Raw genomic sequence first — 13308 nt, forward strand, 5'->3', positions numbered from 1 at the left:
TCGTTCGCTCCACGTTTGCACCTACTGCTGCCTGTCCTGGAGATCGGCGATACCGTCGCCCAGGAAATTGAAGCCAAGAACTATCAGTGTTATGAAGACCCCCGGCGCTATGGTGTACCATGGACTGAGAGCTATGAAGGACTGCGACTCGTTGAGCATCCTGCCCCAGCTAGGATCGGGCGGCTGAATCCCAAGACCCAGATAACTCAGGGCCGCCTCCGAAAGAACGGCGCTGGAAAAGCCCATCGAGGCCGCTACAATTATAGGAGACAGCACGTTCGGAAATATGTGGCTGAACATTATCCTTAAGTTCGAGACACCCTTGACCCGTGCGTTTTTAACGTATTCGAACTCTTTGTGCTGAATGAATCCACTCCTGGTTATCCTTGCGAAAGAGGGAATCGACATGATACCTATCGCTATGATCGTGTTTCTTATACCGACCCCGAAGATTGAGACGAACATCAGGGCGAAGAGAATTCCCGGAAAGGCCATCATCGCGTCCATCAGCCTCATTATGAATTCATCAAGTATCCCGCCAAAATAACCGGCAATGGCGCCTATGATAACCCCGAATATACCTCCCACCGATACCGCGATCAGACCCACTAAGAAGGCCGTTTGTGAACCTTTCATGATCCTGCTGAGAACATCTCTCCCGAAGTTGTCGGTTCCCAGTGGGTGTTTGGCGGAGGGAGGGGCAAACCTTTCGTTACGGTTCATCTCCGTTACCGGATACGGCGTGTAGAAAAGACTCACCAGCATCATTGCGAGCAACGAAGCGATTATGGATATTCCTATGTAAAGACTCACTCTCTTTCTCTTCATCGCTCCTCCGCTACCTGAGCTTGATTCTGGGATCGATCAGTGTATAAACGATATCTATCAGAAAATTCGTCACGACTATCACCAGCGAAATGTACAGTACCATCCCCTGGACCAACGGGAGGTCGCGCACCGATATAGCGTTGATCAGGAGTCTCCCGACCCCGGGCAAAGTGAAGACCTGTTCTATCACTATGCTGCCGCTGAGAATGTTGGCCGTGATCATTCCGAGAACGGTGATAACCGGAATCAGCGCGTTCTTCAAAACGTGTCTGAAAAGCACGGCGTTCATCTTCAGACCTTTGGAGAAGGCGAGTCTGACATAGTCGTTTTTCATCTGCTCCATCACGGTGTTCCTGGTGTATCTTATCACGGCCGCAATCAAAGGAAGGGCGATCGCCACGGCCGGAAGCAGAAGCGATTTGAAAGCCTCCACGGGATCGACGCTCCAGGGTGTGTAACCTCCCGGCGAGACCCACCTGAGAGTGAGGCCGAAAATATACATCAGGATTATGCCTGTCCAGAAGGAAGGCACGGCCATCCCTATCTGCGAGATGATGGAGATCAAAATACCGGGCAGTCTGTCGCCGTATCTGGCGCTCAAGATTCCCAGAGGCACGCCGATAATCACAATCAAAGCCATGGAGATCAACGCCAGCGAGAGTGTCACCGGCAATCTATCTAGTATCAATTCCGAGACGGGCCTCGAGTATCTTATCGATTGACCCAGATCGCCCGTGAAGAGGCCTGTAATCCACCCAAAAAACCTTTTAGAAAGCGGCTCGTCCAGTCCCAGCTCCTCGGAAAGCGCTCTAATCTTGGCTTCATCGGCATCGACCCCCAGCCTTGCCAGTACGGGGTCTCCCGGGATGATCTCGAAAGTGACGAACGTTATCATCGAGACCAGGAAAACCGTCGCAAGCATCGCAAAGAGCTTTCTGAGGTAGATATACACGGGTTTCTCCGGTTCTACTTGTAGTATAGTGTGGACATATCCTGTACGTAAAGAGGATAGACGTTGTACCCGAAAAGGTTCGGTGCTAGTGCCACAATGAAGTTCGGGTCCATTATATATACGGCGACGGCCTCCTCTGTGAGCAGCACCTGCGCCTGCTTGAAGAGCGCGGCCTTTTTGTCTATATCTGTCTGCTTTATGGCTGAGTTGACCAGCTCATCGTACCGGGGGTTGAAGTAGTTGTAGAAGTTCCTCGGATAGTCGCTCAGGTACCTCTTCAAGATATCGTACGCGCTGAGCTTCCCGGTGAGCCCCACTATCGTCATTTCATAATCTCTTCCCGTGTAAACCCTGTCCAGCCATATGCTCCACTCTATTAACTCGATTTCGGCCGTGATTCCTACCTTTTTCAGTTGCTCGACGATCACCTGAGCCGTATCGACATGGAACTGGTAGTTGGAGGGGACAGTTATCTTCGTCTTGAATCCTTCCGGGTAGCCGGCCTGAGCGAGAAGCGATTTGGCCGCGACGACATCGGTTTTGTAGTAATCTTCTAGCCCTTCCTGGTAGTATCTCTCCATTATCGGCGACATGTTGGAACCTAGCGCCGTACCGTAACCGTTGGCGACTATCTCTATGATCTCTTCCTTGTCTATGGCCAGGTTTATAGCCTTTCTCACCTTCAGATCATCAAAGGGCTCTCTTGCGAGGTTCATGGCCATAAGCTGCACCATGTTCTGTTCGGCACTTATTAGGTTGTATCTGTCCATCAGAATATCGGCCTGTATCGCATCCAGCCTGGGAAGCATCTGGACCTCCCCGGCCATGAAGCTCATGAGCGCGGCCTGGTTGTCCGGTATTATCCTGAACTCGACCTCGTCCACAAGTGGAAGATCCGGATTCCAGTACTCGTTGAATTTTGCGATTACCACCCGCTGTCCCGGCTGGTACGCGACAAACTTAAACGGGCCGGTCCCTATGGGGTTTCTTTCGTGATCAGGGTTGTCTGCGGGAATTATCGCGTTTATGAACTTATCGAGGAAGTCTGTGTTCAGAGTGTTCAGAGTGATCTCAACGGTTCTATCACCTATGGCTTCGATTTTGGATACGAACTTCTCGAAATCCGAAGAAAGTCCCCTGACTTCACCGCTCCCCTTCAACCTATTCAAAGAGTATAGAACATCGTTCATGGTAACCTCTTTGCCATTGTGAAACTTGACTCCCTCTCTGAGTTTGAAAGTGTACACGAGGCCATCGGGAGAGATGGAGTAACTCTCGGCAATGGCCGGAATCACGTTCCCCTTAGAATCGGGTTTCAGGAGACCTTCAAAAACGTTGAACATCATCTCGTACGTTCCCGAAGCCGCTGCCCTGTGAGGATCGAGAAAGTCTGGGTCCTGCATGACGGCAACGACTATCCTCTCGGTCGAGAACACGCTTAAGGCGGCCAAAAAGATAATCAAAAGTGAAAGAATTCTTCTCATATACTATCCTCCTTTTGGAGTTAGTTCATCGTGTATCTCCCTTTCATACAGTTGCTGCCTATATATTACCGGATATTCTTTTTTCCAGTTATAAATACCTGTGTTTCACTCAACAACCTTCGTTCTTACAGACATTATCATAAACCGGGCAGATTGACCACAGAAAATCCCGCTGTTGCCATAAATGAACCCGCTCGCCACGGTATTTAGAATCGCTTCGTGATGCCAGCTTGTTATACGGCATGACGGGAAGAAAGAAGGACTGTCATTCCGTAGTGCCTACGTCCTGTCATCCCGTAATGCTAACCCTCATGTCATCCCGTAGTGATCCTATACGGGATCTCATCTCTTCTCGTCCTATAGAAACGATAATTTATATCGGCTTAACATTTGACAAGAGATAAGGCTGTATAATAAATGTGAAAGAAATCACAATAGGAGGTATAAAATATGCCAGATGCCAATTTTAGAGTAAGAGCGATATCGGAAAGCCCCGCGAGGGTTTCAGTGAAAGCCAGGAGCTTTAACATGATAGTGGACGAACCGCCAAACCTGGGTGGGGAGGACAGGGGAGCCAACCCTGTAGAGTACGTACTGGCCGCCCTGGCCGGCTGTCTCAACGTGGTAGGTCATATAGTGGCTGGAGAGATGGGCTTTTCTATAAAGAGACTCGAGATAGATGTCTCCGGTCCGCTGAATGCGGCCAGGCTTATGGGTAAATCCCAGGACGACAGAGCCGGATTCAAAGAGATAAAGGCTACCATGAAAGTCGATAGCGACGCCGACGAAGAAACCCTGGAGAGATGGGTAAAAGTGGTCGAAGATCGCTGTCCTGTATCCGACAACCTTTCGAACGAGACTCCACTCAGCGTAAAAGTCTCGACCATTAACGAAGCGGTGGCCAGATAGGTGAACAGAAAAAAAGAGACTCCCGATCGGGAGTCTCTTTTTACATTACTGGTGAGAAATTAACCGGTCCGGCAAGCTCCTTGTCTCCGCTTGAATCGTAAAAGAGTAGGGCGGCGTTCTCGAAGGCCGGTTCCCATCCGCTATAGCCAGCGTAACCAACCAGATCGCCCTTGTCTATTACTCCGTTCGCATTGACATCTCGCCAGACCCTCAACTTGATGCTCTTGTCTTTCAAGCCGCCGATCTTGAAAGAGCCATCAGGCCTGACATCGCTCTGGGCTAACACCGCGCCCCCAATACTCAATGCCTGCGCCACGAAATGCCTCTTCTCCTCGACGATCGACAGGGCATCTGCGACCTGAATCAATCCATAACCGTAATACTCGTCCCATCCGGGGTCTCCCAGGTCCAGCGTGGTCTGCCTGATTATCTTTTTGATTATCTCTTCGCCGTTCAAATCCCTTCCTATATAGCCCTCTCCCATCAGGAGGGCGACCAGGCCGGTCACGTGCGGACAGGCCATTGAAGTTCCGGAAAGATATGTGTAACCGTTACCGCCCGCCAAAGTGTAGCCCGTACTGATAATCGTACCGGCCTGACCGCCGACTTTAGAATCCCCGCCCGGGGCGGCGAAATCTATGAAGTCTCCGTAGTTCGAATAACTGGCCCTTTCCATGGTCGGTCCGACCGCACTGACCGATATCACTTCATCGTAAGAGGCCGGGTAGTACGGATAGGAAGTGTTGTAGTTACCGGCCGCCGCTATCATCATCACTTCGTTGGCGTAAGCGTACTCCACCGCCAGCCTCACGGCCTCGGTGTCCGGTCCGGCCAGGCTCATGTTGATCACCTTTGCCCCGTGATCCACGGCGTAGATTATTCCCTCGGCGATGATTGTATCTGTTGTATTGCCACCGTCGTCGAAGACTTTTATGGGCATCACGATAGGATACCTTCCCCAGGTCATTCCGGCCACGCCGATGCCGTTGTTCGTAACGGCCGCGATCGTTCCGGTTACATGCGTACCGTGTGATTGACGGCCGGGGTTAGGATTATCGGTCGGATCGTCGTCGTCGTTTATCAAATCGTACCCGTGAAGAAACACTCCCTGAAGGTCTGGATGATCCGGCCTTGTCCCGGAGTCGATAATTGCCACGACCACCGTCGGAGAACCTTTAGCGATGGTCCACGCCTCCTCCATCTGTACCATGGGATAACCCCACTGATCTGTGTAGAGAGGATCGTCCGGCACGTTAGTCTCCGATTGCAAGGTGTATAACATGTTTCTCTGCACGGACCTGACGCCCTCGATTGTGGCAAGGGCCTGCGGATCGGACGTTCTGACGGTCGAGATGACCACCGAACCGTCGCGCGAGGAGAATTCGCCCAGAACCTCCACTCCCGGGAGTATCGTCGAATCGTAGCCACTGTCGAAGATGACTACGTAATCGTCGGTGAAACCTCTCTCGATATCTTTAGCCGTTAGCTCCGGTACATATCCCTTTCTCTGAACCGCAAACCCTTCCTCGCCTGAATATGGCCTTACAACCCCGCTGAGCGAATAATGAATATCCACTTTGGGACAGCCAGTTAGAAAAATGATCACCAGTGAAACAACAGAAATGAAAGCGTATCTTCGCATCATGAACCTCCATAGATATCATAATGAAGATTCTATCATCTCAATTCCTTGAGTTTTCGTTGAAACTGAACAGCAGATAAGTGCTCTTTGAAAAAAACTCGTTCTCCGTTCATGAAAGTTACCCGGTAAAGTTGGCCTGGAATTATTCCTGCTAATCGCTCCTCAACTGGATTTAGATATTAACAAAAAAGCCCCGGTTATTCCGAGGCTTTTCGATTTCGTTCCGTACCCTACAATTGCACAAATACATGGTGGCGGCGGTCAGAATCGAACTGACGACTCTGCGGGTATGAACCGCATGCTCTAGCCAGCTGAGCTACACCGCCTGATAAATGGTAGCGGGGACAGGATTTGAACCTGTGACCTTTGGGTTATGAGCCCAACGAGCTGCCAGACTGCTCCACCCCGCACCGTATGTCAAAATCACTTTTATGTGAATGACCTGCTTTTCTGCTTGCATGGTGCCGGGGATGGGAATCGAACCCACACGGAGCCCTCGCCCCAACGGATTTTAAGTCCGTTGCGTCTGCCAGTTTCGCCACCCCGGCAACCGTAAACTATGATAACATCACCATTAGACCTTGTCAAGCAATCTAGAGCTCCACAGTTTGAAGGTTTGCCGGTATCTCTATCTGGAATTCGTACTGGAGTTCTTCTGCGAGATTTTCGAGTGCGGCCTCATCACCGTGTACGTAGATTAATTTCTCAGGTTCTAGTCTTCTTGGAAATTCCAGAAGTTCCTGATAATCGGCATGACCGGAGAAGTTGAATATATCTATGTTTTCGCACCTCATGTTTATAGTTTCCTCTCCAAGGGTTATCTGTTTCTTGCCATCCTTGTGAGCTTGAAGCACTCTGTATCCATCGGATTCAGGACTCTGGTAGCCCATGAAGAAGATACCGTCGCGCTCGCTCTGGAGCATTTCTCTGGCGAATATGTACGAAAGGGTCTCTTCCGCGAGCATCCCGGCCGAGAAGACGAAGACCGCCGGTTCGCTCGAAAAGAGGAGTCTTTCTATGTTCTTGGGCGCCACAGTGACCATTTTCAGGAAGTTTTGCATGAACCATTTCCTGTCTTTATCGCTGATTCTTTCGTAGTTGTTCATGTAAAGGTTGCTGATTGAGGCCACCATTCCGTTGGTGTAGATCGGAACGGTCGGGATCTTTCCCCTTTCCATGAGCCCCATGAGCATGTAGATCGTTTCCTGGCCTCTGCCCAGCGCGAAGACGGGAAGAAGAACCCGACCTTTGTTTTCGAGTATCCTCTTAATTGATTTGCTCAGTCTCTCAATTTCGCTGAAACGCGCGATTAGCTGGTTTTCCTTCGAACCATAAGTACCTTCCGATATGAGAGTATCGACCTTAAGCGGCGGTTGGGCCGGTGGTATAGTCAGTTGCTGTGAGAGAGAAAAGTCTCCCGAGTACAGTATCCTGTGTCCGTTGTATTCGAGGTAAATAGAAGCGGCTCCCATTACGTGACCGGCCGGGTAGAGTGCGACTTCTATGGTATCGTCAATAGTGTATCTCTGGAAATACTCCATGGCGAAGATACGCCGTTTGAGTTCGTTGACCTCCCCATGGTTGTAGAGAACAGGCTGCTCACCATCTTCCTCGTTTTTCTTTTTCATCACTTCTACGGAGTTCTGAAGAATCCTCAGAGCCAGTCCCTTGTTCTCTTGGGCCATAAGGACGGGAGCTTTGGGCCATATGGTAGAGATGTACGGCAATGAAGAAATATGATCGTAGTGAGAATGAGAGATTATTATCACATCTATATCGTCTATCATGTCGAGTTCGGGCAGTGAGTCGTAGCCTTCTTTTACAGGGTGTCTCCCCGCGTCGATAAGTATCTTCTTCCCGTTAAGGCTGAAGATGTAAGAGTTTGCCCCTATCTCCCTGCCGCCACCTAGCGGTGTAAATGTCATTGCAAATTTCCTCCTTTTTTGGTCAAGTCAATTCTAACAAAGAAGAGGGGAATTAACTTGAAGGCAAGTTTGATAAAATAGCTTTGTTCCGAAAAAAGAAGGTGATTATATGGATCAGGATTGGACCGTTGTATTGGATTTGGCTTACCTTTCTATCTTACTGGGAGTTGCCTCCGTTCTCAAAAGAATTCTCACGCCTCTTAACAAGATTTTAATTCCAAATGCAGTTATCGCGGGCTTTCTGGGAATTCTCTTCGGGCCGGAGGTTCTGAAATTGATACCTTTTTCTTACGACCGTCTTGGAAACCTCGTTTATCACCTGATGGCTGTCGGTTTCATTGCCATCGCACTGAAAAAAACCAGGCGTTCGACGGCAAAGTCGTCCGTCAACACCGGCTTTTTGATAAGCATATCGTATGCCCTTCAGGGTTTCGTTGGATTCATAATCGGTATAGCACTGGTGGGGCTTTTCTTCAAAGATCTCTTCCCACCTTTCGGTCTGCTGCTGGCTCTCGGTTTTGCTCAGGGTCCCGGACAGGCTTATTCTCTCGGCAGTCAGTGGGAGGCTCTCGGTTTCACCGGCGGTGGTGCGGTTGGGTTGAGCGTGGCCACTCTCGGTTTTCTCTGGTCGGCCTTCGGTGGTATCGTGATGCTCAACACGATGGTTTACAGAAAGAAACAGATAGGCATCCAGATCGAAAGACCAACCGTGAGGAAAAGGATCGAGGCGACGATGAGGGACTTCGAGTTCTCCGATATCGACGGCTTTACGATCCAGATTCTGGCGGTTGGCATCGTCTATCTGGCCACGTACCTTTTCTTGAAGTGGTTCACCAGCCTGATAGGAGGGTTGGGTACTTTCGGAGAGACTTTCGCCCAGGTTTTGTGGGGTTTCCATTTTGTCATAGGGGTTCTATTTGCGATGGCCTTCAGGGCGATATACGAAAGATCCCGAAAGTCCGAAAAGTACGAAATCGAGTATATGAACGATTTTCTGCTTCAGAGAATCGGCGGTGGTGTATTCGATTTCATGGTTGCGGCTTCGATTGCTGGAATCTCTTTCTCGGTAATTCAACACTATATCTGGCCGATAATAATTCTCACCACCATCGGGGGGTTCTTCATCGCCGGCTATTCTATATGGTTCGGCAAGAGAATATACGAAAAAGCCCCTCTGGAACACATAGTGACCTTTTTTGGAATGCATACCGGAACCCTATCGACCGGTATGGCTCTTTTGAGAGAGGTCGATCCCACGTTCGAAACGGGTACGGCAGAGGATATGGTCTTCGGGAGTGGACTGGCGCTTTTTCTCGGGATCCCGATGCTAGTACTTTTGAACATTCCGATACTCGGTTACAGAGAAGGCAAACCAATATACTATCTGTACTTCCTGCTGGGTCTGGCTGCGTATATATTGGCGCTGTACTTCTTCTGGTTCAGAAAAGCTAGAATAAGAAAACGGGAAAAAGTTAATTGACGTTTCAAAACATTGAATGAAAGGGTGATTCGATGAGAAGGTTAGTAATTGTAGTTTTATTCGCACTTCTTGCGTACGCGGTCGTCGCGAACGATTTAAAGCCGTTTTACGGCAATCCGCATTCGCATACATCTTATTCCGACGGCACGGGTACGCCCGAAGAGGCCTACGAATTCGGCTCAAAAGTTCCCGGACTCGACTTTCTGGCAGTTACCGATCACGGTTATTACTTCGTTCAGACTCTTACCGACGGAAGGGACAAGCTAGCCGCCACGATTGAAGCGGCGCAGAAAGCTACTACGGGTTCTTTTCTAGCCTTCGCCGGTTTCGAATGGACGGCGACTGGAACGGGCCATATAAACGTTTACGGAACGCAAGACTGGACAGACAGGGTCCAATCGGACCTGTGGCAGCTGTACGACTGGATTATCGAAAGGAAGGCCGTTGGACAGTTCAATCACCCGATCACGATGTTTGGAGATAATTTCAAGCAGTTCCAGTACGTTCCTCAGGCCGATCTTTATGTGAACCTTATAGAGGTTGGAAACGGTAACTGGTGGCAAAACGAGACGATCTCGCAAGAGATGTTCCAGGCTTACCAGCTGGCCTTAATGAAAGGATGGCATCTCGGTGCCACCCTCGGACAGGATAACCATAAGCCCAACTGGGGTGGAGCGAACGATTCAAGAGCCGTTGTTTACGCTACCGGTCTTACCGAAGAGGAGATACTCAAAGCCTTCAGTGAGCGTAGAGTGTACGCAAGCGAGGACAAAAACATTCTTCTCTCCTTCTCGACAGACGGCGGCTTTATGGGCGATATCCTTCACGATCTGGATGAGATCAACCTCAAAGTCTCGATAGAAGATGAAACTGGGGACGATCTGGAATTCGTCGAGATCTACTCGCGAAGGGGTCTTCTCGCTCATTTCGACGTGAACGATTCGCTCTTCGAGATAGAACTCCGGCTGAATATAGAGACCGGTTATGAATACTTCTTTGTGTACGCGAAGGCCAGGGACGGTGAAGAAGTGGTTTCCTCGCCCATCTGGGTTCAGAGAAACAATCCCGTTCACCTTTACAATCCGGCCGTTTTTCCCTCGAACGTCAAGCCGGGAGAGGAGGTGACGCTCTCCTTCCAGATCTCGAACACCTCTTCGCAGGAGGCCTCGACTACTCTAGAACTCCGCAACCTCCATGGCGTGATCATCGAGGAGAGCTATTCTCTGGCGGCCTACGAGTCTAGGGAGGTCACTCTCCCGCACACGGTCGGAAGCGGCGACGGAAGGATAGATTTCTACCTTGATAGCATGCCTTATTCGAGCGTATCTCTCAAATTGAGAGAGGCGACATCGCTCAACGTTCTTTTTGACAGGAGCCACGTGAATTACGCTGTGGACAGGCGGGAAAAGCTGTCGACGATGCTCCAAAAATTCGGCCACAAATACTCGACCGTCGAGAGGCTACTCAAGACAGGAGAACTCGACAATATAAATGTTTTGATAATTCCGCTTCCGGGATCGGGTGGATCCTTCGAAAGACTCAAAATGCTCATGCCCGCTCAGGCTACTATCATCGCCGATTTCGTAAAGAAGGGCGGCACGTTAATAATAACCGGTACGGGTGAGACAATTGACCAGGATATCATAGACACTTACAACAAGCTTCTGGCAGATCTGGGCCTTCCCGTAGCCTTTGGAGGTCTTCAGTCCGGCGAGATCGTGTCGGTAGAAGGAATATCCTTTGATGGAATCTCCACGCTTGAAGGAGAAGCCGGAGAGTATCCAGCGGGCGAGGGAACGGTAATAATATACCCGGGAGATCCTTTGACGGACGATGTGATAGAGATGAACGAAAAGCTTGTATGGAGACTGTTCTAGCAAACACCGGCTTTTTGATAGAGCGTCAAGAGCAGTCCTTGGAAAGAGAGAGAAGAGGAGAGAGGGCGAGACGTGAGAATTTTCGTCTCCTTCAGCAGTTCGATCTAGCGTATCTCCGCTCCCCTGACTCCCTCTATTCTCGTTAGATCGATCATCACCTGTTTGGCCTTAATCACGTCGCCTTTGCTTATTTCGACGAGTATGCTTATGTTATTCTCATCCTCTTCGACATCGATCGATTCAACGGTGATGGCGTTGTCTTTGAACCAGTTAGTGATATTGCCAAGCAGGTCTTTGTCTTCTCTTGCGGTTATTATTATTCTCGGGAGGTTTCTACCTCCGAGTAGAAGCTCGATTTTCTTCAGGAATAAGACGATCATAAGGGCGAAAACCGTCACGACCGAAGAGAGAAGATACTCTCCCGCACCGAAACCCATTCCGACTGCGGCAGTTACCCAGAGTGTGGCTGCAGTGGTCAATCCCTTCACCGAGAAGCCCTTTTTCAATATCGTTCCGGCGCCCAGAAAACCTATTCCCGAAACGATCTGCGCCGCCACTCTCCCAGGGTCGCCATGGTCATCAGTTATAAATACCGTGGTCGATAGCACTGTTATGAAGGCCGCCCCTACACAGATAAGGGCATGAGTCCTCAGTCCGGCCGGTTTGTGAATTCTCTCTCTGGTGACTCCGATCAGCGCTCCGGCTAGCAGCGCGCTGAAGAGCCTCAGTGTCATGTCTAGATAGAACAAGTTCTTCCCTCCCTTTGAAGCTAGATTATACCTCATTTCAACGTGTGTGTGCCATCTTTATACACTCTCAAGTTGTCTTCTGAAAAGATAGACTGTATAATTCTACGGCGTCTAGATTTAGGAGGAACTCATGAAAGAATTCACACGGCGGATACTTTCTATCGCGGTCCCGATAACCCTACAAAACCTTATATCCACAGGTCTCAACCTGGTTGATAACCTTATGATCGGACAGCTTGGCACAACGGCGATAGCGGCCGTTGGACTGGTTAACCAGGTAGTCTTTATTTTGAACCTCTTCACTTTCGGGGCATCCAGCGGCGCCGGGATCTTCGTTTCCCAGTACTGGGGCAAGCGCGACGAAAAAAGTATAGAGAAAACGCTGGGACATATAATATACATCACCATGGGTGCGGCTACGGTCTTCTTTGTGCTCCTCTTCGCTTTTCCCGAGGGGATTTTGAAGATCTTCACCTCAGATGTCGAAGTAATAAGGCTCGGCGCGGAATATGCCCGTCCCGTGGCCTTCTCTACTTTTCTTACATCTTTCTCCTTCATTATGGCGATGGCCCTGAGGACGGTCGAAAAGGCTAGGATACCGCTGTACATAAGTCTGGTGGCCCTTTCTATAAACACCGTGGGCAACTACATACTGATCTTCGGCTTCGGTTCTATCCCAGCCATGGGTGTTTTCGGAGCTTCCATCGCTACACTGGTAGCCAGAATTGCCGAGTTTTTTATCTTTTTGTTTATCGCCCTGAGAAGACTCACACCTATAAGGTTTACCCTGTACGCCTTCAGGTTCGACGGCCCCTTTTTCAGGCGGTTAATGAAGTACGCGACACCTGTGATCTTCAACGAGTTTCTCTGGAGCCTTGGAGTCACGGTCTATTCACTGGTAATGGCCAGGATGGGAACTGAGTTCATCGCCGCCAGGAACATTTCCAGTACGATAGAGAACTTCGGGTTCGTTATCTTTGGAGGACTGGCATCGGCCACGGTAGTGATGGTGGGCACAGAGCTGGGGAGAAACAATTTCACGCAGGCCAAATTCAATGCGCGAAAGTTGATTCAGCTTACCGTGATCACGGCTATCGTAACGGGGCTGATGATAATCTTCCTTTCTCGTTTCATAGTACAACTCTATAACATCGATCAGGCTCTCAAAGATATCGTGTTGACAGTTGTAGTCATAGTGGGACTTGCCCAACCTATAAAGATGTTCAATGCCGTCAATATCGTGGGAATATTGCGGAGCGGCGGAGATACGAAGGCGGCCATGCTAATGGAGATTTTCTCTCTCTGGGGAGTCGGAATCCCTCTAGTCGCAATCACCGGGCTGATTCTGAAGTGGTCTCTTCCGGCAGTCTATATTGTAATGATGATCGAGGAGCTGGTGAAAGCGATACTGGGCATCTGGAGAGCAAAAACCGGGAAGTGGTTACGGAACGTGGTCGATTGA

Annotated in this window: 10 protein-coding genes and 3 tRNA genes; 4 read left to right on the top strand and 9 right to left on the bottom strand. The window is 49.8% G+C overall.

Going from position 1 to position 13308, the window contains the following annotated elements:
• Positions 1-21: 21 nt before the first annotated feature.
• Genes MESINF_RS07570 through MESINF_RS07580 form a run of 3 tightly spaced genes read right to left on the bottom strand, consistent with a single transcriptional unit; the run spans position 22 to position 3264 of the window.
• Positions 22-828, bottom strand: coding sequence for an ABC transporter permease (locus MESINF_RS07570; RefSeq protein WP_169699255.1), 807 nt, complete (start codon positions 826-828; stop codon positions 22-24).
• Positions 829-838: 10 nt separating this feature from the next.
• On the bottom strand, positions 839-1780 hold the full coding sequence (locus MESINF_RS07575; protein WP_169699256.1) for an ABC transporter permease: 942 nt from the start codon (positions 1778-1780) through the stop codon (positions 839-841).
• Between the two features lie 14 nt (positions 1781-1794).
• A complete protein-coding gene (locus MESINF_RS07580) occupies positions 1795-3264 on the bottom strand; it encodes an ABC transporter substrate-binding protein (RefSeq protein WP_169699257.1) in 1470 nt (489 codons plus the stop codon).
• A 450-nt stretch (positions 3265-3714) separates the two neighbouring features.
• On the opposite strand from MESINF_RS07580, the gene MESINF_RS07585 reads away from it, so the two are divergent.
• Positions 3715-4173, top strand: a complete 459-nt coding sequence (locus tag MESINF_RS07585) for an OsmC family protein (protein WP_169699258.1) — start codon at positions 3715-3717, stop codon at positions 4171-4173.
• A gap of 40 nt (positions 4174-4213) precedes the next feature.
• On the opposite strand, the gene MESINF_RS07590 is transcribed toward MESINF_RS07585, so the two are convergent.
• The 5 genes from MESINF_RS07590 to MESINF_RS07610 all read right to left on the bottom strand — a co-directional run bounded on the left by MESINF_RS07590 (position 4214) and on the right by MESINF_RS07610 (position 7740).
• Positions 4214-5815 carry a S8 family serine peptidase gene (locus tag MESINF_RS07590; protein ID WP_231936670.1) on the bottom strand — a complete coding sequence of 534 codons (1602 nt, stop codon included), beginning with the start codon at positions 5813-5815 and terminating at the stop codon, positions 4214-4216.
• Positions 5816-6064: 249 nt separating this feature from the next.
• A tRNA-Met gene (locus MESINF_RS07595) sits at positions 6065-6141 on the bottom strand.
• A gap of 7 nt (positions 6142-6148) precedes the next feature.
• A tRNA-Met gene (locus MESINF_RS07600) sits at positions 6149-6225 on the bottom strand.
• Positions 6226-6274: 49 nt separating this feature from the next.
• A tRNA-Leu gene (locus tag MESINF_RS07605) sits at positions 6275-6363 on the bottom strand.
• A gap of 45 nt (positions 6364-6408) precedes the next feature.
• On the bottom strand, positions 6409-7740 hold the full coding sequence (locus MESINF_RS07610; RefSeq protein ID WP_169699260.1) for an MBL fold metallo-hydrolase: 1332 nt from the start codon (positions 7738-7740) through the stop codon (positions 6409-6411).
• 109 nt (positions 7741-7849) lie between these two features.
• Here MESINF_RS07610 and MESINF_RS07615 point away from each other — a divergent pair, with 109 nt between their 5' ends.
• Both MESINF_RS07615 and MESINF_RS07620 read left to right on the top strand, forming a co-directional pair.
• Complete coding sequence (locus MESINF_RS07615) at positions 7850-9220, top strand: sodium/glutamate symporter family protein (protein WP_169699261.1); 1371 nt, start codon at positions 7850-7852, stop codon at positions 9218-9220.
• A gap of 32 nt (positions 9221-9252) precedes the next feature.
• Complete coding sequence (locus MESINF_RS07620) at positions 9253-11097, top strand: CehA/McbA family metallohydrolase (RefSeq protein WP_169699262.1); 1845 nt, start codon at positions 9253-9255, stop codon at positions 11095-11097.
• A 104-nt stretch (positions 11098-11201) separates the two neighbouring features.
• Here MESINF_RS07620 and MESINF_RS07625 read toward each other — a convergent pair whose 3' ends face one another.
• Positions 11202-11846, bottom strand: a complete 645-nt coding sequence (locus tag MESINF_RS07625; protein ID WP_169699263.1) for an MgtC/SapB family protein — start codon at positions 11844-11846, stop codon at positions 11202-11204.
• A gap of 130 nt (positions 11847-11976) precedes the next feature.
• Between MESINF_RS07625 and MESINF_RS07630 the strand changes: the two genes are divergently transcribed.
• Positions 11977-13308 carry an MATE family efflux transporter gene (locus tag MESINF_RS07630; RefSeq protein ID WP_169699264.1) on the top strand — a complete coding sequence of 444 codons (1332 nt, stop codon included), beginning with the start codon at positions 11977-11979 and terminating at the stop codon, positions 13306-13308.

Source organism: Mesotoga infera (assembly GCF_900157305.1).
Lineage (GTDB): Bacteria > Thermotogota > Thermotogae > Petrotogales > Kosmotogaceae > Mesotoga > Mesotoga infera.

Bases quoted from the DNA above. Each gene is read 5' to 3' on its own strand.
- MESINF_RS07570 (WP_169699255.1), bottom strand. From the start codon at position 828: ATGAAGAGAAAGAGAGTGAGTCTTTACATAGGAATATCCATAATCGCT.
- MESINF_RS07580 (WP_169699257.1), bottom strand. From the start codon at position 3,264: ATGAGAAGAATTCTTTCACTTTTGATTATCTTTTTGGCCGCCTTAAGC.
- MESINF_RS07585 (WP_169699258.1), top strand. From the start codon at position 3,715: ATGCCAGATGCCAATTTTAGAGTAAGAGCGATATCGGAAAGCCCCGCG.
- MESINF_RS07590 (WP_231936670.1), bottom strand. From the start codon at position 5,815: ATGCGAAGATACGCTTTCATTTCTGTTGTTTCACTGGTGATCATTTTT.
- MESINF_RS07610 (WP_169699260.1), bottom strand. From the start codon at position 7,740: ATGACATTTACACCGCTAGGTGGCGGCAGGGAGATAGGGGCAAACTCT.
- MESINF_RS07615 (WP_169699261.1), top strand. From the start codon at position 7,850: ATGGATCAGGATTGGACCGTTGTATTGGATTTGGCTTACCTTTCTATC.
- MESINF_RS07620 (WP_169699262.1), top strand. From the start codon at position 9,253: ATGAGAAGGTTAGTAATTGTAGTTTTATTCGCACTTCTTGCGTACGCG.
- MESINF_RS07630 (WP_169699264.1), top strand. From the start codon at position 11,977: ATGAAAGAATTCACACGGCGGATACTTTCTATCGCGGTCCCGATAACC.